We start from the raw sequence: 23,251 nt of genomic DNA, 5'->3' as shown, positions 1-23,251 counted from the left end.
GTTTTATCCAGGATGGATACCTGACTCCAAGGATCTGAGTAACAAGTTGTTTGTCTCCAAGGATTGAGAATTGATGTAGTTCCACGGAATCGAGCCAAGCTTTAATTGAGCATCGAAATTTAACAACTTTGTTAGGAGTACAATTATGTATCAAGGTAACGAAACCATCTATTGGCAAAACACTTGGTTTAATGCTGAAGCCCTACGCGGCGGGTTATTTACTTTAAAGTTTTAAGGGCTGACTGACCCTAGATTTTATATCAAATCAGTTACCATCAACCCTTGTAGTCCATCTGGACTTTTAACAGATTCAAGTAGCGATGTCGGAACAAGGTCTTTTTTCTGATGTCGCCAAGTTTACTCTACCCTTTGTAGAGTTACTTCCTCAAAGAGGCCGCTTGCAAGATGTCTTTACCTGCTCATATGAGCAGGTTTTTTTTTGCCTAAAATATCTCTCTGCTGCTCCCTTGTTTTAAATACAGAATTGTTAAATTGCTCACATAATGCTGTCTCGGTGTGATCAATGTCGGTATAATTCTTAGGGTTATTATTTCAATCCCTAGGTTTTATCATCATGCTTGAGAAGCTGTTCAAACTCAAAGAACATCACACTAATGTAAAAAGGGAAGTTATTGCAGGCGTAACGACTTTCTTAACCATGGCTTATATCATTTTCCTAAACCCTAATATTTTAGCTGACGCAGGTATGGATCATGGCGCTGTATTTGTGGCGACCTGTATTGCGGCTGCAATTGGCTGTTTAATTATGGGCCTTTATGCTAATTACCCGATAGCACTTGCTCCTGGCATGGGGCTAAATGCATTTTTCACTTATACCGTTGTAGGAGAGATGGGGCACTCTTGGCAGACGGCACTCGCGGCAGTATTTTTATCTGGTATTTGCTTTCTTATTCTATCTCTATTCAAAGTGAGAGAGATGATCATCAACTCAATTCCTATGGGGTTGAGGTTTGGTATTACTGCTGGTATTGGTATTTTTCTGGCTTTGATTGGTTTGAAAAGCACCGGCATCATTGTAGCTAGCCCTGCCACACTTGTGACCTTAGGTGACATTACTTCATTCCCTGCTGTGATGGCGGCTTTGGGTTTCTTTTTGATTATTGCTTTGGTGCAACGTGGGCTTAACTCGGCGGTCTTTTTAAGTATTCTGACAATTACCATCATTGGCCTAATTGCTGGAGAAGTAAAATATCAAGGTATTGTTTCTATGCCACCTAGCTTGATGCCAACTTTTATGCAGATGGATTTAGCTGGAGTGTTAGAAGTTGGCATGATCTCTGTCGTATTTGCTTTCTTGTTTGTCGATCTGTTTGATACTTCTGGCACTTTAGTTGCCGTATCTCAACGGGGTGGTTTGTTGGATGACCAAGGTAAGCTGCCAAGATTGAGTCGAGCATTGATGGCCGATAGTGTTGCCACTATTGCAGGTTCAGCGTTAGGAACTTCAACAACCACAAGTTATATTGAAAGTACCGCAGGAGTTAGTGCAGGTGGTAGAACCGGATTAACGGCTGTTGTTGTGGGTGTATTGTTTCTATTGGCTATGTTTTTTGCTCCGCTTGCGGGCATGGTACCAGCCTTTGCCACAGCAGGTGCATTATTCTATGTCGCTATGTTGATGATGGCAGGTTTAACTCATGTTGAATGGGAAGATTTAACTGAAGCGGCTCCTGTAGTTGTGGTTTGTATCTTAATGCCTCTGAGTTTTTCTATCGCAACAGGTATTGCATTAGGCTTCATCTCTTATGTATTGATCAAAATATTATGTGGTCGAATGAAAGAGCTGAATGTTGGCATCACACTTATCGCGGCCTTATTTTTAGCAAAATACATCTTCTTTTAATTTGGTATATAACCAGAGATCCTAGGAAACAGCCTAATACCCTAGGATCTCATCCAAGATTCCTCTCCAAAATGCTTCATTATTATTCTTTCAGCAGTTTTTAACGTAAAAGATCCAAAAATTTTCATTTTTACCCTTGTAATCCATAAGGGCATCCCAATATAGGGTACTAAGACGATATGGAAGGCTAATTCGTTAAGTCTAAAAAATTATCAACTAGACTTGAAAAGCGAGACTAAGACCCCATATCAAGGAATAGAAACAGAATTACTTCGTAAAGATTTTTTTGGAGGACCCCATGGGTAAGATTATTGGTATCGATTTGGGCACAACCAACTCTTGTGTTGCTGTACTAGATGGTGACAAGACACGTGTTATTGAAAATGCCGAGGGCGATCGTACCACCCCATCGATTATCGCATATACAGATGACGAAACGTTAGTAGGTCAACCTGCAAAACGTCAGGCGGTAACTAACCCTACAAATACGTTCTTTGCGATCAAGCGTTTGATCGGTCGTCGTTTTAAAGATGACGAAGTTCAACGTGACGTAGACATTATGCCATTCAGCATCATTGAAGCTGACAATGGCGACGCTTGGGTTGAAGCTAAAGGCAACAAAATGGCTCCACCACAAGTTTCTGCTGAAATCTTGAAGAAGATGAAGAAGACAGCAGAAGACTTCCTAGGTGAAGAAGTAACAGAAGCGGTTATTACTGTTCCTGCTTACTTCAACGATTCACAGCGTCAAGCTACTAAAGATGCAGGTCGTATCGCAGGTCTAGAAGTTAAGCGTATTATCAACGAGCCAACAGCGGCTGCACTTGCTTACGGTATTGATAAGAAAGAAGGCGACAACATCGTTGCTGTATACGACTTAGGTGGTGGTACATTCGATATCTCTATCATCGAAATCGACAACCACGATGGCGACCAAACGTTTGAAGTACTAGCAACGAACGGTGACACTCACTTAGGTGGTGAAGACTTCGATAACCGTCTGATCAACTACTTAGCAGACGAGTTCAAGAAAGAGCAAGGTCTTGACCTTCGCAACGATCCACTCGCGATGCAGCGTCTAAAAGAAGCGGCAGAAAAAGCGAAGATCGAACTTTCTAGCACCACTCAAACTGAGGTTAACCTACCGTACATCACAGCTGATGCAACAGGTCCTAAGCACTTAGTGGTTAAAGTAACGCGTGCGAAACTAGAATCTCTAGTTGAAGATCTAATTCAACGTTCACTAGAGCCTCTAAAAGTAGCGCTTGCTGATGCAGACCTATCTGTATCAGACATCAACGAAGTGATTCTAGTTGGTGGTCAAACTCGTATGCCTAAAGTACAAGAAGCAGTAACTGGCTTCTTCGGTAAAGAGCCACGTAAAGACGTGAACCCAGATGAAGCAGTAGCTTCAGGTGCAGCGATTCAAGGTGGTGTATTAGGCGGTGACGTTAAAGACGTACTACTACTAGACGTGACTCCATTGTCTCTAGGTATTGAGACTATGGGCAGCGTAATGACTAAGCTGATTGAGAAAAACACTACGATCCCAACTAAGGCTCAACAAGTGTTCTCAACTGCAGATGACAACCAAGCTGCAGTAACGATTCACGTACTTCAAGGTGAGCGTAAGCAAGCTAGCGCGAACAAATCTCTAGGTCAATTTAACCTAGAAGGCATCGAGCCAGCACCACGTGGTATGCCACAAATTGAAGTTGCGTTTGACATTGATGCTGATGGTATCTTGCACGTATCGGCTACTGATAAGAAGACAGGTAAAGCGCAGAACATCACCATTAAAGCTTCTTCTGGTCTAAGCGATGACGAAGTAGAGCAAATGGTTCGTGACGCTGAAGCACACGCCGACGAAGATAAGAAATTCGAAGAGCTAGTAACTGCGCGTAACCAAGCTGATGGCATGGTTCACGCAACTAAGAAGCAAATCGAAGAAGCAGGTGAGCAACTTCCAGCAGAAGAGAAAGAGAAAATCGAAGCTGCAATGAAAGAAGTTGAAGAAGCAACTAAAGGCAACGACAAAGAAGCCATGGATGCATCAACTCAAAAGCTAATGGAAGCTTCTGCTAAGCTTATGGAAATCGCTCAAGCTAAAGCACAAGCAGAGCAAGGCGCACAGCAGCAAGCTGGTGGCGCTGAGCAAGCTAAAGATGCTGCGGCCGATGACGTTGTTGACGCAGAGTTCGAAGAAGTGAAAGACGACAAGAAGTAATTTGTTGAACGCTTCGATTAACTAGAAAATTTCAACGGGCGTTCTGGGAAACCAGTACGCCCGTTTTATCGTTAAAAGAATTGAGTAATTATGTCTAAAAGAGATTATTACGAAGTATTGGGTGTTGGTCGTGATGCCAGCGAGCGGGACATTAAAAAGGCGTATAAGCGTCTAGCAATGAAGTATCATCCAGACAGAAATCCGGGTGATGAAGCTGCAGAAAAAAGCTTCAAAGAAGCTAAAGAAGCTTATGAGATCTTAACCGACAGCAACAAAAAAGCCGCTTATGATCAGTTTGGTCATGCTGGTGTTGATCCAAATCAAGGCGGTGGCTTTGGTGGTGGCGGTGGAGCTGAGTTTGGTGATATCTTTGGCGATATGTTCGGTGATATCTTTGGCGGTCGTGGTGGCGGTGGTCAACGTCGTGCTGCTCGCGGTTCTGACTTACGTTATAACCTTGAATTGACGCTTGAAGAAGCCGTAAAAGGTCTAACCAAAGAGATCCGCGTACCAACGCTTGTAGGTTGTGATACTTGTGATGGTAGCGGCGCCAAGAAAGGCTCTTCATCTTCGACTTGTGGTACCTGTAACGGTGCTGGTCAAGTTCAAATGCGTCAGGGCTTCTTTGCGGTAAACCAAGAATGTCCTACCTGTCATGGTCGTGGCAAGGTGATTAAAGACCCTTGTAACAAGTGTCGTGGTGAAGGTCGTATTGAGAAAACCAAAACCTTATCCGTTAAGATCCCTGCAGGGGTTGATAATGGTGACCGTATTCGTTTATCAGGTGAAGGTGAAGCCGGGGAGTTTGGCGCACCAGCAGGTGACTTATACGTTCAAGTGAGTGTTCGTGAACACAACATCTTTGTACGTGATGGCAACAACCTATACTGCGAAGTGCCTATCTCATTCAGTAAAGCTGCTTTAGGTGGTGAGATTGAAGTGCCAACGCTTGATGGCAAAGTCAATCTGAAAATTCCAGCAGAAACCCAAACTGGCCGTATGTTCCGTATGCGCGGGAAAGGCGTGAAATCAGTTCGTAGTCATGCTATTGGTGATTTACTGTGTAAAGTAGTCATGGAAACGCCAGTGAACTTAAATGATCGCCAAAAAGAATTGTTGCGTGAATTTGAAGATACTTTGAGTGGTGACTCTAAGTCGAAGAAAAAACACAGCCCCAAAGCCGAAGGCTTTTTTGATGGTGTTAAAAAGTTTTTTCAAGATTTGAATAGTTAAACTTCACTGTTAAACAATAGATAAAGTACCCCGCATGTCGGGGTATTTTTATTCTAGGAATAGAAATAAGGTTTTTGAACGAGATCTGTCGCAGTACTCTCTAGTTTTATTTGCGCAAATGCTTCAACTAATATCCAGCTAGACTTATTGGCTAGCATTTCCTGCTGCTTATAATGAGTGTAAAAAGAGTCTAATGAAGTGTACCTCTTTTGATTAGCGAACTTTAAATGTTGCTTGAAAATTCCTGATACAAAATGCACTGTTGTGCATGGTAGATCTCTTTCTTTACAGGCTTGAGCAACTGTCACCAGATTCAAAGCCAAATCATCCACCATTACAACATGAGTAGGTTGCTCGTCTTCGGCTAATTGATCTATGGCTTGGATAATTCGTTGTCCTTTTAGCAAGTTTCTGTTTTCAGCAGTTCTATGATCGATACAATCGAACCACTCTGGATTTATACCAGCATCGTATAACTTTCTATCCAGCCCATCATGTGAACCGTCTTTTTCAGAATTAGTTAAAAGACAGATTGTCCCTTTAGGGTATGCATTTCTTAGCTCTTTAAGAAAAGTATGAATTTCATAGTTTGCATGACTACTTAGTGTTGTCCATTTGAAATCAGTACCAGTGAAAGGAACGCGATCAAAAGGGTGTGATAATAAAGTCTCATCTAAGTCAAAATTAAACGATGGCCTTTCACCAAATGAAATCGGAAGAGAGAGTAATTCCGATATATGTGTCACCAATTCGACATGGGTACAGTCATATGCGTGTTTCATTTCCTCAGCCGGTAACTCAGCCACTGCGAGCATAGAAAAGCTCGTGACTTTACTGTCTGATCTCGGTGTCATTGCTTTCAGGAATAGCTCTATTTGTGAAAGCGATGGTTGGGTTACTTGATACATTTTGTGCACAGTTTCTAATGTTAATTGCTTAAGAGGTTTCGGGTGATTATTTGTCTGAGCTATTGATGAGCAATGAATATTAGGTAGAGAAAGTGCAGTAGCCATTAATAAACACGGATTTTAAATACAAGACTCAGAAATTTAACGATGAAATTAAAAAATTAACAATGAATTATTGTTTAGAAAAGAATATTACTTGAGTGGAGATACAAACCATAACCGGATTTTAACTAACATTCTGTAAAGCCAATATTGATTCATTTTAAGGTAAACAAACTCGAATATCCGAACACCTAAGCCTTTATGCCGTGATAAATGCAGCAACAGCATTAAGGCATCATGACCGTAATGTAGCTTTTGCTTGTATTTTACGAGCATGCCATCATTAAGATCATATCCAGCATTTTGATAATCAGAAAGCTGAAGCCTCGATAAGTCTCTGGCATTGATTATTTCTACCTGAAACCCATTAGACTCCAAATCTCTTTTTAGTACGATGTTTCGACAAAATGGACAGTCGCCATCGTAGATTATTTCCAGTTGATCACTTTCAGCCATGGCGCAACTCTGTGTAATTCGGTTATCGCAATCATAAGGATAGGGTAGCAGGCGGTGAAGCTATATGAAAAAGTATTTAAACCCATAACAATGGCAATACTTAAATGAAAACAAAATCCAATTACAAGATAAAGAGCGAGTACCTTAGTTGAAGAAAAAATCACAATTGGAAAACTGGCCTGCCATGTCATTACTGCCAATGACGATAATCGACCAAATCTGGGATTCTGGTGAAAAAAACGAGCAACCCAAGCTTTGCCAAAACTCTTAGTATTATAAATACTGGCAAGAACATTTTCTTTTCTCCAGATAGGAGAGGCCCACTTAGCCCAGCCTGAAGCGGTATAAGCGAGAACAATTTGTGCAGCAATAAAGGCTAAACCGAGATAGTTCAAGTACAAATTATCAGGCCAAGTCATTAGTGTTAAGCCAAACAGTACGATTGAAATCATCTGCATCGCACCATCGCGTCCAACAGGCATACGACTATTGGTTATTTGATGCAAGGTAAATAACAATCCCAATGTCCATACTGATACTTGAGAGCAGCATGCTTGATAGATTAACAACAAAGAAGTGAACGCTTTCAGTCCTGTAAATAAAGTATTGCTCCAAGAATATTTGAACAGAAGATCAAAAATGGGTAATGCCCAACCGGGAACAGAAAGTCGAGTCGTTCGCCAGTCCAGCAAATTTCCACTTTCAAACAGTTTTCTATTCACCAAGGTTTCTAGCGATATCACTAAGGATGCAAGACCAGCTAAAAAACTGGAACTTGCTATTCCATTGAAGTGAGTCAGAGTCAGCATTTAACGTAAATTATGCCACTGAGATAAAGCGAGTAAATGGACATCGTGCTTCTTAAAAAAGCCATTTGTTGCGACAACAGCAAATTGAATCTTATCGGTAGGTTGCTGAGGTTTAGCCTTGGTCGTCGTTACATTTAGCAAAGCTAAATAAGGATATGACCCCAGTACAGAATCATCAGAGGCGTCTTGATTACTGATACGCTCAACATAGAGTTGTGATAAATCTTGTAAGGCTTTCTTTTCGAATTTATTGGGATTAAACAAGAAAGCCCACCAAGGATTAACGGGTGTTTGGATGACAGTGTGCCAAAAATTTTGAGTATCGTGTCGGTGGAAAACCAAGCTCTGATCTTTGGTTCCTGGGTTTGGGCTAAAAAAGGTCCATGTGGGAATTAAAAAAAAGATATCCCACGTAAAAAGTTTGGACTTTGGATGCGGTACAAACTGCCTGTGAATGGTTGCAACCAACCAAATGGCAATGAAAAGAGTGAAAAAAATATTGAGCAAATAAACCGACCTAAACTAACGCTGCATAATATCGAGCAGTTCGTCTACGGTTGCCTCTGCTGTATTCTTTAATGAGTGGAGTTGATGCTCATTGATCTTATTATTAGCGGCCGCTCCAGCACCGTGAGTGAAAACAGTTGGCCAAGACTTAACCGCTTTTTTTGCTACAGGCTGGCTCACAAGTTTATTCAATTGTTCAGAAGTCGATTTATCTAGCATGTTTAAAATATCCATTGATAAATTAGACTTAAACATACCTGATACTTATTTCGAAACACAGGTTATGTGAATGAAGATTAATCTCATAATACGAATGAAATAAATCTAAAACCTATCAAAACGACAATTTCAGCTTAAATTACGCTCTTATCCATAAAATATGCTACTATTCACCGCAATTTTTATCGATAAACAATGAGTAAAACATTATGTCTGATACATACAGCACTATTGAACAGCGTGTAAGCTACGGCATTGGCTTACAAATGGGTCAACAACTAGCTTCTAACCCATTTGAAGGTCTAGATATTTCAGCTGTTCAAGCTGGCTTAGCGACTTCTTTCAATGGTGAGCAAAGTGCAGTATCTCAAGAAGATCTAGAAGCAGCATTTAACGAAATCAACAAGCGCATGCAAGCCGCTCAAGAAAAAGCGTCTGAAGCCGCTGTGGCAGAAGGTAAAGCGTTTTTAGACGACAACGCTAAGCGTGAAGAAGTTACTGTTACTGATTCAGGCCTACAATACGAAGTACTAAAACAAGGTGAAGGCGAGAAGCCAACTGTTGATTCAACGGTACGTACTCACTACCACGGTACTTTCATCAATGGTGAAGTATTCGATAGCTCAGTACTACGTGATCAACCAGCTGAATTCCCAGTTTCTGGCGTTATCGCTGGTTGGACTGAAGCGCTACAACTTATGCCTGTTGGCACTAAGTTAAAACTATTCGTACCTTCGCACCTAGCATACGGTGAGCAAGGTGCGGGTGGTTCAATTCCTCCACACAGCACGTTGGTCTTTGAAGTTGAGCTATTAGACATTATTTAATGCAAGTTTGATTCTGATCAGTTAATGTAAACGCCAACTATATAAAGTAGTTGGCGTTTTTTTTGCCTTAAATTTGAGAAACATAACATGAGTGAACAAGTCAGAATTGCGATTGTTGGCACTACAGGTCGAATGGGAAGAACTTTAGTTGAATCTGCCAAGCATCATCCGAACATTTATCTTGGCGCGGCGATTGAACGCCAAAGCTCAACTCTTATGGGCGCTGACGTGGGCGAAATCGCGGGTGTTGGAACCATGAACGTAGCTATCTGTGGCTCATTGGATAATGTGAAAGACGATTTTGACGTATTGGTAGACTTTACCTCTCCACAATCGAGCTTAATTCACTCTGCTTGGTGTGCAAAAAATAATAAGTCCTTAGTCATTGGAACAACAGGATTTACTGACGAAGAAAAAGCGCAAATTGCTCAAGATGCCCAAAAAGCACCGATTGTACTTGCTCCTAATATGTCTGTTGGCGTTAACTTAATGTGTAAGCTGTTGGAAATGACATCCAAAGTGATGGGAGATTACGCTGACATCGAAATCATCGAAGCGCATCACAGACATAAAAAAGATGCACCATCAGGCACGGCACTCCAGTTAGGTGAAGTGATTGCTGATACTTTAGGGCGAGATTTAAATGAATGCGCGGTGTATGGCCGAGAAGGGATCACCGGTGAGCGCGATCAAAAAACGATTGGCTTCGCCACAGTTCGTGCTGGTGACATTGTTGGTGAGCACACCGCATTGTTTGCTGATATTGGAGAGCGAATCGAAATCACACATAAAGCTTCTAGCCGAATGACTTTTGCTAACGGTGCCATGAGAGCATCACAGTGGTTAGCTCATCAACCCGCTGGGCTTTATGATATGCAGGATGTACTTGGTTTGAACGTTTAAAGCTGAGCCAATTATATCCAATTGAGTTTGCTGGTGATGATCACGCCAGCAAAATACAATTCAAATAGCATGTAAAATACAAATAACCAAGACCCCCGTTTAAAAGAACGAAAGCTAAGAACTAAGATCAATAGAAATACAACGGTTGGGATCAACATCTCAAATCCATAAATTTGCCAATCTCATTAACTGCCTGTCAAATATGCCTTTTTAGATATAGCACATTGAAAATGGCTGTCAAAATCAACTCATCGGGTGAGTATATACTCAAAAATCATATAAACTACTCTCTTGTCTTGAGTAAAAGTGCATGCCTTTAGGAGTGAGTGTCCAGTCTTATGTATTTAGAACCATACTTTTCTAGAAACGAGAACATCATTACAGTATCAGCTGATCAGGCGAGTGTATTCGCCAAAAAAGTGGCTGGTGATGTCAACCCAATCCATGACGTTGATGCAAAGCGTTTTTGTGTACCCGGTGATCTATTATTTGCTTTGGTATTAGAAGAGTACGGCTTGAGCAGTTCAATGGAATTTAAGTTTCAAGGTATGGTTGGCGATGGCGTTGAGTTGATCTTTCCTGAGTCTCAACCAGATGTTTTAGAAATTAAAGACACGAATGATAAGTCCTTTTTATCCGCTCAAAGTGCAGGGGTCATTTGTCAAGATAAAGCCAAAATCGAAGCCTTTGTTCGTACTTATGTTTCTTTCTCAGGTCTAAATTTCACTCATGCGTTATTGCCTTTGATGGAACAACATCAAGTGATGGTGAACCCAGCTAGACCATTAATTATGTACAACAGCATGTCATTTGAACTGAATAGTTTTGACTTTGATAGCGTTGAGCTTAAATTGAGTGAACATGAATTACTCATTGATGGTAAGCGCGGCAATGTTACGCTGAGTTTCGAGTTTTTCAGTCATGGCAAATTAATTGGTACAGGAAAAAAGACGCTGGTAATGAGTGGGCTTCGTGAGTATCAAGAAGAAGCTATTGCTGGTATGCGTGAACTGTACGAATCACGTAAGCTGAAGTTTGCTTAACGGCTAATATTCATTTTATTTCTAGTTGCTTTATCTATAAATCTTTGGGAAGTGAGCGGCTACTGCATAAGTCGAAGTGGTTGATGGATAATTTCTCCATTACTTAGCCACCCTATTTGTGCTGTTTTAACGTAGAAATATGCATAAATAGCTGCATTGTAGAAATTGACTTATGCAGAGCTAGAGTTATTTAATATTTCTCCAATCGTGACTTTCATTGCTGCTGCAATAGCAGGTTCAGGGCGAGCAGCAATATCTTCAGGCGAGTTACCCCAAGAGTCTTTGGTTCTTAAAAGTTTGACTGCTTCTTTAGCTGGCATTGATTTTATTTTGTTTATTAAAATTGAAAAAACAGTCTGATTACCAGCATTCATAGCACAGCATAATGGAGAGGATGTGGTATTTGTCCATCTAAATTCAGCATTGTGCTTTAATAATAAATTGGCTTGGAGCGCTCCTTGATTTTTGGGGAGTTCTGCGGCATAGCACAAAGCACTTTTACGGCTTTTATCAATTTTATTTAGGGCGTTAGCAAAGAGCTGAGTTCTGCTGCTTACTGAACTTGCTACAGCTTGATCTTTTAAAGGAAATTCATTTCTCAGTTGGCTTAACACATTGGAAAATAATAGGTAATCTTCCGTTTGTACTGCTCTAGAAAGTACGCTACAGCCATTTTGATCTACTTTATTCAAAACAGCATGGCCTTTAGATATCATTAATCTTGCTGTCGCTATTTTTTCATTTGCAATAGCTTTGAAAATAAGCGCCGTTCCATCACTGCTATTATGGTTTACGTTTGCTCCAGCAAAGATCAAATGCTTTTCAATTTCTTGTGGAATATAGCTTGTTTCTACGGCTGCTGCTAACGGGGTATAACCGTCTCTGTCTTGTTGTTCCAAGTTAATTCCCTGCTTAGTTAGCAGTACCTCCACAAGCGCTGTATGCCCATACCTTGCAGCTAAACAAAGAGGAGTGCGACGTTGTTTTCCTTGTGCCGCATTGATAAGTTTTCCAGATTTAGGTAATAAAGCTAACACGCTCTCAAACCGTCCATGTTCGCAGGCAACTTGTAAAGCGTTTTGGTGATACAGAGGTTCTTGAGCTTCTGGTGAGGCTCCTTTCTCTAGGGTGATAGCCACTAAATCAGGCCAGTCTTGATGTTTCACTAAAGAATGTAAAACTTCCCCAGCAAATTGCGATGAAAATTTATGTTTACAATCGTTCAGTAAGGTTTGAAAAACAAGGTAGTGCCCGTTCTCTGCTGCTAGAGTAAACACATTCGCATAACTCTTGTTTTTATAGTTAAGATTGACTCCCTGCCTAATAGCTTCCGATATTTGGGTTAAGTTTCCACTTTCGCACCATTGGTGCATTTCTTTTCCACTATTCATAAATCGGCTTATTTGGCTTGCAAGACTACCAATGATCCTTTGGGCGACATTAGGAATAAAAACCATTCCAGCTGCACTCTCCACTTGCCATGTTTTATTGGGTTTGGAGCAAGTGAACATAAGTAATGAGGGGGTTTCTTTAGTTGTAAACGTAAGCTGCAATTTCAATTGATGTTGTTCAAACTGGTTCGATGCCATTGCAGTTATCGACTCTGTTGGTATATAGAGCCTGCCATTTGAAGCAACACTTGCGGTATAAGTTGGAATTGAATTTGAAGCCATAAGACTGTGAATTGATTGCAGATTGTTCTTATTATGCTTTGCTTTAATTTGTCGAAACAAATTAAAGTTCATTAACGAAAACCATGGCCTTAAATGTTACTTATTAACCAAGTAGTAATCGGAGTAATAAACAAAGATTGCATCTTAAAAAATAATTCAGTTATGCTCTATCATTGTTTGTAAAATCGCACTCCTGCTTTTAATCGCAAAAGGAACAGCATGTCTAGCTTGATTCGTATCGTGTTGATCAACACTCACTTACCCGGAATTGTAGAATTAGAACTGGATGGTCACACTAATATTTGTGGAACCAACGCTTCGGGTAAAACCACGCTACAACGACTGGTGCCAGTATTTTATGGCGAATACCCAAGTCGGGTTGTTCCCTCTACTCGTGATAGCTTTGAGCGCTGGTACTTACCACATGACCAAAGTTTTATTATTTATGAATACCGTAAGAGTGACGAACGCTTATACCAAGCAGTATTGTCATCTGCTGGTGATGGTAAAGGCGTCAACTATCGTTTGGTAGGAAAAGGCTTTGAGCTGGATGATTACATTAAGCAGCGTAATGGCGACACTGTTATTTTTCATACCACGGCAGAGCTAGGAAGACAGTTCAAAAAAGAAGGTGTGAGTACCACTAAGCACCTCAATACCCGTGAGTTTAGAGCAGTGATTCAGCACGATCGCAGCTTATTGAATGTCGGTAGCAATCGCAGTGAGCTTCGAAGTTATGCCAACCAGTTTTCGCTTTGTGAGCCTGAACACAGCATTCGTCATATAGAAAAGCTTGCTAAAGCTGTTCATTCAAAAGAAGGCAAAATGGAAACCATTAAGTCCATGATTGCCGCGATTTTAGAAGAAGATGGCGTTAACCCTCCGAGTTCTCGCATCAACCTGCAACATGTCGAGGCGTGGATCAATGAAAGCCAGCTAGTAAAAGGTTTTGAGCAACTTCGCCCAGAATATGAAAAATTAGAGCAAGAATTTAATAAATTACAAAGTGTTGAATTGCGTTTAGGCAGTTTGTCCCGTGGGTATAAGAATGATGAATCGCTAGAAATCCAACGGAAAGAAGCCGCTGAAGTCGATGCCAAAGAAACGGGTTTAAAGCTCAAAATGCTGGAAGAGCAGTGGCGGTTACAGCGTGATGAGTTGAACCAAGAGCTTTCTGCGGCAAAAGGTGATTTACATAAATGTGAGCAAGACCTAACTGAAATCGAGCAACAGTATGATGCGTATATGGATGCCGATATCGAACAAGCTAAATTGGATTTAGGACAGTTACCCAGCTGGAAAACCGATCTTGATAACCTCAGAGAGCGCCATAAGCTGCAAACTGAAAAACATCAGGATATCGAATCAGCTTATAACGAACGCCGCAGCCAAATTGGTGAGCAACTACAACGCGATTTAGACAAACTTCATCAACAACTTGAGCAACAACGAGAACAAAAAGAGCAACAACGTGATAGTGCAAGGCAAGATATTGAAGCCCTGAAAGAAAAAGCGCGTCAGCAAATGACTAAGCTTAAAGATGAATTTAGTCAGCAACAAAACCAATATCGAGTACAGCAAGCTGAGCTAAAAGTGCAACTATCTAACGTTACTTATAACGAAGATGAAAAGCGTAGCCTCGCGGTTTTTGACGAGCGCATCCAAAATGCCAGAGAGCACGAGCAAAACTGTAACCAACAACTTGAACGTCTAACGAATGAAGAACGCAAGCTAAGAGCACAGCGTGAGCAAGCTAATGATGCTCTTCGCAGTGCGGCAAAACGTGTGACTGATCGTCAAGCTGAACTTGATGAAATAGAGCAAATTCTGTATCCGCAATCTCATACGTTGTTGGAGTTCCTTCGTAAAGAATCTGAAGGGTGGGAGCAGAACTTAGGTAAAGTGATCGCGCCTGAAATGTTGCATCGTACTGATCTTCATCCAAGTGTGGCCAAGCAAGAGAGCAATGCCATCTTTGGAGTGCAATTAGATTTAGCGTCAGTAGATGTGCCTGAATACGCGGCTTCTGAGCAAGCATTAAGACAGAGGCTCGCAAAAGCAGAGGAAGCTTTAGAGTTATCTCGAAGTCATCAACAAGAAGCTGAAGCTCAGCTAGTCGTAATCAACGAAAAGCTCGATAGTCTCAATAAAGAGCTAACCATGGCTCGTACTTCATACAGTAATAGCCGTGATGATTTGCAAAGACTATTTGAAGATAAGGCAACTGAGCAGCAGAAAATAAACAAAGCATTGACTGAACGTAAAACCGAAGCACAAAAGCAGCTTACTCAATTAGATAATGATCTCAAACGCTTGCAGCAACAACATCAAGCCTTGATCGAAGAACACCAAGAGCAAGCTCGTGATGCCGAAATGGAACAAAAAGCTCATTGGCAGGAAGTGATTGGTGCAATAGAGGCACAATTAACTCAAATCAAAGTGAATATTGATGAGCGTAAAGCCAATGCCAAAGCTGAGCAAAAAGCCTGTCAGCAATGGTATAAAGATGAACTGCAATCTCGTGGTATTGACGAGTCAGCCATTATAAAACTTAAACAGCAAATCACTGCGCTTGAAGATAAGCTAGCGACAACAGAGCAACGTCGCGGTGACGTGCTGAAATTTGACGACTGGTATCAACGTGATTGGATGCTGAGAAAGCCAAAACTACAAACTCAACTATCTGAATTAAAGCAAGCCACGACCGAATTAAGTAAGCAACTAGCGCAAGAAAGTAACCAAGTTAAGGCAGAGCGAGAGGCATTGGATAAAATTAAGAAAGCGGCTGAAGCAGTGCAAGTAGAAACTTCAGAGAACCTCACTAGGCTTCGTGAACTTATTCGTAAACTGGCTGAGCTTAAGTTGACAACCAATGATGAAGAAGTACCGGGCAGTTTGGCTGAGCGTTTGCGTTTAGGCAGTGAAGGTTTACTACAAAGAGAGCAGCTTCTTAGTTCAGTTAAACAATACGTCGAGCATTTTGATTCAGTGATTGCCAGCAAATCAGGCTCCCGCTTCGCAGAAATCTGGGAAAAATCACGAGAAGAATCAAGCCAATTGAACGATAAAGGCATCCGCGTACTAGACTATCGTAAGCTTGTACCTAAGCTTGATAACCTACTTAACGTGATTGTGTCGCAGCAATTTAGAGCCATTCAGGAGCAAGGGCGGATCTTCGGTATTGATCTAACTGCTTATTATGATGTGCTTGCTGATATCGACCGTCGTATTGCATCTCAAAGTGCCCGAATTACTCGAGAAGTGGGTGAAGAACTGTTCCTTGATGGTGTATCTGAATCTGCCGTTAAAATTCGCTCTCGAATTACTGAACTTGAGTTCTGGCCTGAGCTGCAACGTTTTGTAAAAGCCTTTGATAGCTGGAAATCATCAGGATTTGATGGCTTGCCAGATGAAGATTACATCCTGAGTATGCGCCGAGCATTAGATATTATCGGTCGAGCGGCATTAGCTGGCGGTATTTCTAAACTACTAGAAATTGAATTACGCCTTAAAGAAGGCAATTCAGATCTAGTGATTCGTACCGATAGACAGTTAAATGAATCTTCGAGTCACGGCATGGCCTATCTGATCTTATGTAAGTTCTTACTCGCCTTTACCCGTTTGTTACGTGGTCGAGCACAAGTAACCATTCATTGGCCAATCGATGAATTAGGAACTCTGCACCATAATAACGTTAAAAAAATCTTTGATGCCTGTGAAAACAACCAAATTTCAGTGCTGGGTGCGTTCCCTAATCCAGAGTCTGAAGTATTAAGCTTGTTTAAAAATCGCTACATCATTAATAAGCAAACTAAGAAATTACAAGTGGTTAAACCAAAATCCAATCCTATCGCTGAAAAGCTTAAAGCTCGCATGACTCAGGAGATTGCATAATGTCTGAATCAACTATGACAACCGAATCGGTAATGGTAGGAACTGGAGCTTTGATAGAGTCCTTGCTTCAAGGGGATTTTATTTGCCGAACCACCAACGAGGATGCATGGCGAGCGCTACAAAGTAATGTGACTCGTGAACACATTGAACAGTACCTTAATCAAATCAATCGTACCTTAGCCACAGCTGCTGAGGGTGAGGTATATTTTTGTGGCTACCAAGAGTTAGGTGACGCTGAGCGTAAAGTGGTTTCATCGCAATTTCGCGACGTGTGTCAGTCGTTAACGCCGCTCGTTGAATGGTTAGTGTTAGTACAAGAAGCCAATGGCGCTGATGCGCCTTTATCTCAAGGTGTGCCGATACGTTTGACTGAACTTCAAACACGTATTGAAGATACGCCTGCGTTTCGTGAGCAACTGGCTAAGCTCAGTCAATATAGATTGTTTGGTTCCACCAGTACTCAGGTAGATAACCAGATCAAGTTGGTGTTTAAACGATTATTAGAGTTAGGTTATTTAATTAAGCCCAACCAAGATAAACAAATTTACATCGCCACTGGCAAGTTGGATTATCTGTATGAAGTGATCCGCTTTATTGATGAAACCGAAGCGTTAAACCTTGAAGCTCAAGCGGAATCTTCAGTTCAGCAAGATTTGATTTAAAGAATTGGAGTTGATTATGCCAGCTGTAACAAATGAACAAATTCATGACGCTATATTAGTGAAAAGCAAGACTGGTGATTTTGTTTGGGGCAAGAATTATGATTGTTTTGAAGTCGGGAGTAAGCAGTACTCAATTAACTTAGATCCTTCAGGTAAGCGATATTCTGTTACTAAAAACTCGACTTCTCGTACTGTTGGGGTTAAACACTGGTTAAAGCGTGACTCAGCCAGCCGTATAGCTCAATTTTTGAATGATTATAAAGTTGTTATTGAAGACAATGCTCCAAAACAAAATGGGTTATTAGTGCCTTTCTAATCTCGCTTTTTAATGGGAAAAAATAATGAGTAACCATTTACATCAGTCTGGAAGTAAGTTTCTTAAATTGCTTGGGCGTCACTCTGATTTAATCATGGACGCCTACTTATCAGGTTCGGTGAATGAAGCTGAAGCTGACTCAAAGACGATTGAAAAGCTGAGTAAGGCTAATGTGCTATGGCGACCGGATGCAGAGCAAGAGCTGCGACTGACAGGCACAGTTCGGTCAATGTTGGAAAATGCGCTAAGTGATGAACGTAATCGCCAAATTGATGCTAACTCTGGTTCTGCCTTAGTTACCATTAAAACCCTAGCAAGTCACTATAAAGAAGCAAGACATAACGTCGACCACGCCGCTGCTGAAGCATATTTAGCTGACTTAAATGAGCATGTGTATGCCTTTACCGAATCATTGGCGTATTCCACTCGTGTCCTTTGGAGTCGTATTAACAACGAATTTGGCTATGTGGGGACGATTAATGCCAAAATTCGTGAAAATGAGCTAGCACAATCGCAAGTGACAGAATTACTCAATGGCTTGGAAATGTTCCAATTTGATGAGCTAACCGAAATTGCTGGAGACATCAGAGAGCTGCGTAAGTTAATGGTAACTACTTTGCAAGAAGCACTGAGTAAAAGCATTGAAGAGTTAAGCTTGGTTCAAAGTCGGTTGCTTGAGCTATTAGGGCGCTTTCGACATATTCAAGGGCGTACTCGTATACTTAAAGGCTGGTTATTGCATCAAGATATGCACCCTGAGTATTCACCAGAATCTCATGCGTCACACAAAACAGTGCCTAGTTTATTTAATCACGCGGCAGCAATCTTAAAACCTGCTGCCGTTGATGTACGAAATACCTTGCATGAAACTGAGCTGATGCAGCTGGTCGCTAAAGTAAGAAGCTTTAGTGATAGACCACAAACTCAAACTACTCATGAAGATTTAAGTATTACGCTGGAAGAGACTGTTGCTTTTGATATTACTGAAAGCCAGTTAAAGCTGGATGTTGATCAATATTTTTGTGATGTGATTGACTCTGGCGTTCGTCAGTCGGCATTGGAATATTTACGAGCTCAAGGTTTAAATTGGGATGCCGAAAGTTGGATTTACCAAGTGATAGGTGGTTATGAAGGCTTACCTGAAGAGCAGAAACATTTCTTCGAGCTTGAACCGCTTGGAGAGTCGCACCCAGTCTATAACGGTAATTTTATCATTAAAGATGTTGAACTGTGGCTGGCTTAATTGCCAGCTCCTACCCAAAACAATCGTTTCGATACCATTGTTCTGAAAAAGCCTCAAAACACGATATATCATAGGTATTGCTTTGACTAGGTTAAGATCCTGTTCTGGTTTTAAGTTTTAAGTGTAATCATCTATTGTGTTGGAGTGATGTGGTGTTTTAAGCTGGGGGTGTTTTTGTTTTTAGTTTAAATCTCTAATGGTTTGTTACCTTAAGATTACCGAACATTTGTCTGACTATTGAATTTATCCTGTTATTCCCTCACTATTGTTTGCGATTTGACTACATTCTTCGTACAAAATAATAAAAGATTAGGTTCACAATATGATGAAATCACTCTCGACCAAAATTTTTCTTGGTCTGTTTCTAGGCTTTATTTTGGGAAGTGCGGTGCAATACCTACTTGCCGATATCGCTTTCTTTTCAGATGACTTAGTTAGCTTTTTCTCTGGCATTGGTACTATGTTTGTCAACATGATCATGATGTTGGTCGTGCCTTTGGTATTCGTCAGTATTGTTTGTGGTGTCTGTGAATTACCTGATCTAAAAAGCTTTGGTCGCCTTGGTGGTAAAACGTTCGGTTTTTACATTGTTAACACCATTGTTGCTATTAGTGCAGCGTTAACGGTTGCTTTGATCTTGCAACCAGGTCACGGTGTCGATATGAGCAGTAGCTCAGACGTAGCGATCACCGCCACTGAATTACCAAACTTGATGACCCTATTGGTTAATATTGTGCCTCGTAATCCAGTTCAAGCTTTCTATGATGGCAACATGTTACAAATCATCTTTATGGCATTGCTATTTGGTGGTGTGATGAAGTCTATGGGATCACACGTTCAAGGTGTTGTTAGTGGCTTTCAATCAGTGAACAAAATCATGATGAAGTTGATCACTGTGGTTATGACACTTGCGCCATACGGTGTATTTGCACTGATGTTCAAGCTTGGTGCGACTCTTGATTCTGATGCTTTCAGTAGTGTTTTAAGCTACATCGCGATTATTTTGGTGATGCTTAATCTTTGGTTATTTGTCGTATACCCATTAGCGGTTAAGTTATTTACTGGTCTCCCAGCATCCGTGTTCCGTGAAAAGACACGTGAGCAAGTGCTGTTCTCGCTTTCAACAGCAAGCTCAAATGCGACTATCCCTGTGACTATGCGCACTTTGACGGAAAAGTTAGGCGTAAATAAAGCCGTTGCTGGCTTTGGTGTTCCACTTGGTGCCACGATGAACATGGGCGGCGTATCAATTTACATCACTATCGCCATTTTCTTCGTAGCCAATGCGTTCGGTATGCCGTTTACGGCAGAGCAAATTCCAGCATTAGTATTCAGCATCTTCTTATTATCCGTTGGTGCGGGTGGTGTTCCTGGTGGCGGTATGGTGATGATTGGTGTACTTATTCACCAAACTGGTTTGCCAATTGAAGCTTTTGCTATCGTGGCTGCAATTGACCGTATTATCGATATGTTTGTAACTTCTAGTAACGTGGTTGGTGATACTGCTGTTGTAACGATTGTTGATAAAACAGAGAAGAAATACCAAATAGAAGAAAGTAATACTGTTTCAGAATGAAGCTAAAGTAGATCATTATTAAACAAAAAAGCCCCAATACTTAGTTAATTTATTTTCACTAAGTATTGGGGTTTGTTTTTTGTAAAGTAGGTTTTTATTCCTCTCATTCTGGAGAAGATAAATGGCTACTTCACTCGCTCAATTGCCCCCCAATACTCAAACATCAGATCAGTTTCATGGCAATGCAACTGCAACTTCACCCGAGCAAAATATTAAAGGTTATCAGGTCGTACAAAGAGAGACTGATGAAAAGTGGTCTGACTCCAACGGCATGAGCCTAGTTGGTTGGCATAAAGAGACAAGTATTAATACTGAAGACTCGCTCTTGAGAGCGATGAGCCTATTTACCATTGATACAGAATTTAAACCCGGTGTTCGCTTTTGCGATATCTTCTCTATGACTTCCGATGGACCCGCTTTTAGAGATTGTTGTGATGAAGTTATAGAAGAGTATAAAGACCAAAAGTTTGATCAAATTGCAGGTACAGATGCCAGAGGTTTTATTTTAGAAGGCGTACTTGGTTATCAGTTTGAAGCGGGGTTTGTTCCCATTCGAAAGGTGGGAAAATTGCCTGGTAAAGTAAGTAGATTGGATTCAACTTCAGAATATTCAAAGAATATGCTTGAGCTTAACTCAAGTCACATCAAAACAGATGGCAAGATATTGTTCACCGATGATTTACTTGCGACGGGAGGCACGGCTAAATCAAGTATTGAATTAATAAGACAAGCTGGTGGTCGGGTCGAACAAGCGGCATTTTTAATATCCATTCCCAAATTAGGTGGAGAGCAAACACTAGCAGACATGGGTGTTAAAGTTTATACCTTGTTTGAGATGGAAGAGAGTGAATCAGTGATTGAAAAGTGGTTTGATATTTGAGGATATTATTCCCCGCAGCGCGCTGCGGGGGACTTTGTTAAAAAAACGGAATGACGTACTTAGTAAAAGGATGTTGATCTCACGAGTATGAATCCTAATACGTTTTGAATAATTATGTTTGCTGCCTAGGGGGCGTTCCCAATTAAAGACTTTTTGATTTGTTACAGCCTAAAATTCGCAAAATCAAGGCACGAAGAATGAAGTTTAGTGAACTAAACGAAAGATGAGTAACGAAGAGTTTGCGAATTTTAGTCGTAACCCGAAGGGCTGCGTTTATTTTGTGTTTAAACTGCGTTGTCAAATGTTTATGTAGAGTAACTACATCGCACATTTTCCGCCTTGTTTAACCACAAAATTAACAGCAGCAAATCAAAAATCTAATTGGGATCGCCCCCTAAGCTTGTAGGCCACTAATGCAAGTATCACTAAATAGGTGCTTAGTACAGCAATAACAGCATTGATTTGGCCCGCCATAATTAATGTTGGGATCAAAGATATTATTAAGATATCTACAATAGAGCCGGGGAGGTAAGCAATAGCGTAATCATCCATTACCGTTGATTTTCCTTTTGGATCAACTATTTTTAATAGCAAAATCCCCATCGCTACTGTACCTGTCATCCAACCCCAAGAAAATAATCCGGTCTCAATCCATTTATCACCAAATAGCTTTGGAGCGACAACGAAAGTAAGAAATAGGCAAAGTGCAATTCCTAATAGCATCAGTAAAACAAAAGGGACAGCAAAGCTAATTAATACGCTGAGCTTGATAGAGGCAATCCCGAAAAACACCAAATAATCAGTGGCAGATCCCGCTGTCATGCTTAAAAGTTTATTATCAAAATGAAGGTCGGCTTTTGAGGCTTTCAATGCCACACGAAACAGACAACCAAGGACAAAAGCACTGGCAAAAGTGGGTACAGAAACAAACTGGCTAAATGATGATGCAAAGGTTGCGAGAGCGTAAGCACAACCGACCACTGCTCCCACTAATGCGATATGAAGCGTAAAAGCGTTGACAGAAGAAGATGAAACGGTTTCTACGCCAATGCTTTCTCGTTTTTCATCAGGTATGAGACCTTTACGAAAGTGCGCTTCTAATTCTTCAAAGCGTCGTATGTGGGTGACTATACCCAATCTTGAAATAATATTGATAATGGCCAGGCCGCCAAGTACGGCCAAAAACACTCCAAAAGTTGCTGCAGTTAAGGCTAAGCTTAATGCGTCATTCCAGCCGTGCTCAGCTAAGGTGCCACCGACGGCAGCAGCGGTACCGTGCCCCCCCATAAAGCCAGATGGCATTACCAATCCAAAGGCTTTTGGTAACTCTGGCCAAATCCACTGTAAAACATATCCCCCAACGATAATGGCAAATAGCCACTGAGAAATAGTAATGATCTGGTTAAAGGCTAGGAGTTTTCCTGTCCTATGGACCAAGGTATCGGCTTTAGGAAAGCTTGTGGTTAACCCTAAAGAAGCAAAAATAACGGTGATCAACATTCCACCATAGCTGGCTTCTGAAAGGGGCAATATATCAAAACCATTATGACCAAGTGCCAGCGCTAATAGCCCTGCCATCATTGCTACCGGCATATAGAGTTTTTGAAAAAGAGTGATTTTTACACGAATAACTTTGCAAAATAGGATTAATGCACTGGCAATAGCAAAGTCAGTTGCCAGCTCCCAAACCGTTAAACTCATGATTATTATGTTATCTTTTTTGTTGTTTTGTTGATCATATCATTAAGACAATAATGGTGGAATCCTCTGATTTTTTTATCTGTTTTTGTTATAAAAGTTCTGTTTAATGTTTTTTTAGTTATATCAAATAACAAATTGAACCATTTGTTATCGTTATTTTTTCAATTGTGTGCTGATAGAATCACAAAAAATAAACACCCGCTTTAAC

At 40.9% G+C, this 23,251-nt stretch carries 19 protein-coding genes; 12 read left to right on the top strand and 7 right to left on the bottom strand.

Going from position 1 to position 23,251, the window contains the following annotated elements; all coding sequences use genetic code 11:
* The first annotated feature begins 574 nt into the window (after positions 1-574).
* The 3 genes from AC1EU0_RS03440 to dnaJ all read left to right on the top strand — a co-directional run bounded on the left by AC1EU0_RS03440 (position 575) and on the right by dnaJ (position 5,324).
* Positions 575-1,864 (top strand): NCS2 family permease, encoded by a 1,290-nt coding sequence (locus AC1EU0_RS03440; RefSeq protein WP_480300537.1) that lies wholly within the window; start codon positions 575-577, stop codon positions 1,862-1,864.
* Between the two features lie 298 nt (positions 1,865-2,162).
* The gene (gene dnaK / locus AC1EU0_RS03435; RefSeq protein ID WP_480300536.1) at positions 2,163-4,091 is read left to right on the top strand and encodes a molecular chaperone DnaK; all 1,929 of its coding nucleotides are present in this window, start codon (positions 2,163-2,165) and stop codon (positions 4,089-4,091) included.
* Between the two features lie 90 nt (positions 4,092-4,181).
* Positions 4,182-5,324, top strand: coding sequence for a molecular chaperone DnaJ (dnaJ, locus tag AC1EU0_RS03430; protein ID WP_480300535.1), 1,143 nt, complete (start codon positions 4,182-4,184; stop codon positions 5,322-5,324).
* A gap of 53 nt (positions 5,325-5,377) precedes the next feature.
* On the opposite strand, the gene AC1EU0_RS03425 is transcribed toward dnaJ, so the two are convergent.
* From AC1EU0_RS03425 to AC1EU0_RS03405, 5 genes are all read right to left on the bottom strand, one after another.
* Complete coding sequence (locus AC1EU0_RS03425; protein WP_480300534.1) at positions 5,378-6,337, bottom strand: DUF2608 domain-containing protein; 960 nt, start codon at positions 6,335-6,337, stop codon at positions 5,378-5,380.
* 87 nt (positions 6,338-6,424) lie between these two features.
* Positions 6,425-6,790, bottom strand: coding sequence for a DCC1-like thiol-disulfide oxidoreductase family protein (locus tag AC1EU0_RS03420; protein ID WP_480300533.1), 366 nt, complete (start codon positions 6,788-6,790; stop codon positions 6,425-6,427).
* Entirely contained in the window at positions 6,763-7,599 is an 837-nt protein-coding gene (locus AC1EU0_RS03415) for a hypothetical protein (RefSeq protein WP_480300532.1), read from the bottom strand. The genes AC1EU0_RS03420 and AC1EU0_RS03415 overlap by 28 nt, the downstream gene beginning before the upstream one ends.
* Positions 7,600-8,106 carry a hypothetical protein gene (locus AC1EU0_RS03410; protein WP_480300531.1) on the bottom strand — a complete coding sequence of 169 codons (507 nt, stop codon included), beginning with the start codon at positions 8,104-8,106 and terminating at the stop codon, positions 7,600-7,602.
* Between the two features lie 15 nt (positions 8,107-8,121).
* Positions 8,122-8,361: a hypothetical protein gene (locus tag AC1EU0_RS03405; RefSeq protein WP_480300530.1), complete on the bottom strand. Its 240-nt coding sequence runs from the start codon at positions 8,359-8,361 to the stop codon at positions 8,122-8,124.
* A gap of 173 nt (positions 8,362-8,534) precedes the next feature.
* Between AC1EU0_RS03405 and bamJ the strand changes: the two genes are divergently transcribed.
* From bamJ to AC1EU0_RS03390, 3 genes are all read left to right on the top strand, one after another.
* Positions 8,535-9,152, top strand: a complete 618-nt coding sequence (gene bamJ, locus AC1EU0_RS03400) for a BamJ family beta-barrel-assembly machinery protein (RefSeq protein ID WP_480300529.1) — start codon at positions 8,535-8,537, stop codon at positions 9,150-9,152.
* A gap of 87 nt (positions 9,153-9,239) precedes the next feature.
* Positions 9,240-10,055 (top strand): 4-hydroxy-tetrahydrodipicolinate reductase, encoded by an 816-nt coding sequence (gene dapB, locus AC1EU0_RS03395; protein ID WP_480300528.1) that lies wholly within the window; start codon positions 9,240-9,242, stop codon positions 10,053-10,055.
* Between the two features lie 338 nt (positions 10,056-10,393).
* Positions 10,394-11,098: a DUF3581 family protein gene (locus tag AC1EU0_RS03390; RefSeq protein WP_480300944.1), complete on the top strand. Its 705-nt coding sequence runs from the start codon at positions 10,394-10,396 to the stop codon at positions 11,096-11,098.
* A 170-nt stretch (positions 11,099-11,268) separates the two neighbouring features.
* Here the strand turns inward: AC1EU0_RS03390 and AC1EU0_RS03385 are convergent, their stop codons facing one another.
* Positions 11,269-12,843 (bottom strand): ankyrin repeat domain-containing protein, encoded by a 1,575-nt coding sequence (locus AC1EU0_RS03385; protein ID WP_480300527.1) that lies wholly within the window; start codon positions 12,841-12,843, stop codon positions 11,269-11,271.
* A gap of 147 nt (positions 12,844-12,990) precedes the next feature.
* On the opposite strand from AC1EU0_RS03385, the gene AC1EU0_RS03380 reads away from it, so the two are divergent.
* The 6 genes from AC1EU0_RS03380 (at position 12,991) to AC1EU0_RS03355 (ending at position 21,342) form a co-directional block, all read left to right on the top strand.
* Positions 12,991-16,665, top strand: coding sequence for an ATP-binding protein (locus AC1EU0_RS03380; protein WP_480300526.1), 3,675 nt, complete (start codon positions 12,991-12,993; stop codon positions 16,663-16,665).
* Positions 16,665-17,327, top strand: coding sequence for a condensin complex protein MksE (locus tag AC1EU0_RS03375; RefSeq protein ID WP_480300525.1), 663 nt, complete (start codon positions 16,665-16,667; stop codon positions 17,325-17,327). The genes AC1EU0_RS03380 and AC1EU0_RS03375 overlap by 1 nt, the downstream gene beginning before the upstream one ends.
* A gap of 16 nt (positions 17,328-17,343) precedes the next feature.
* Positions 17,344-17,643: a hypothetical protein gene (locus AC1EU0_RS03370; RefSeq protein WP_480300524.1), complete on the top strand. Its 300-nt coding sequence runs from the start codon at positions 17,344-17,346 to the stop codon at positions 17,641-17,643.
* A 25-nt stretch (positions 17,644-17,668) separates the two neighbouring features.
* Complete coding sequence (locus AC1EU0_RS03365) at positions 17,669-18,886, top strand: phosphoenolpyruvate carboxylase (protein ID WP_480300523.1); 1,218 nt, start codon at positions 17,669-17,671, stop codon at positions 18,884-18,886.
* A gap of 322 nt (positions 18,887-19,208) precedes the next feature.
* A complete protein-coding gene (locus AC1EU0_RS03360; RefSeq protein WP_480300522.1) occupies positions 19,209-20,462 on the top strand; it encodes a dicarboxylate/amino acid:cation symporter in 1,254 nt (417 codons plus the stop codon).
* Between the two features lie 121 nt (positions 20,463-20,583).
* Positions 20,584-21,342, top strand: coding sequence for an adenine phosphoribosyltransferase (locus AC1EU0_RS03355; RefSeq protein ID WP_480300521.1), 759 nt, complete (start codon positions 20,584-20,586; stop codon positions 21,340-21,342).
* Positions 21,343-21,711: 369 nt separating this feature from the next.
* Here the strand turns inward: AC1EU0_RS03355 and AC1EU0_RS03350 are convergent, their stop codons facing one another.
* Positions 21,712-23,043, bottom strand: coding sequence for a sodium/glutamate symporter (locus AC1EU0_RS03350; RefSeq protein ID WP_480300520.1), 1,332 nt, complete (start codon positions 23,041-23,043; stop codon positions 21,712-21,714).
* Between the last annotated feature and the right edge of the window lie 208 nt (positions 23,044-23,251).

The sequence above is a fragment of the Parashewanella sp. 2210YD4-3 genome, from assembly GCF_056591735.1.
This window is presented reverse-complemented; position numbering and strand designations above follow the sequence as displayed.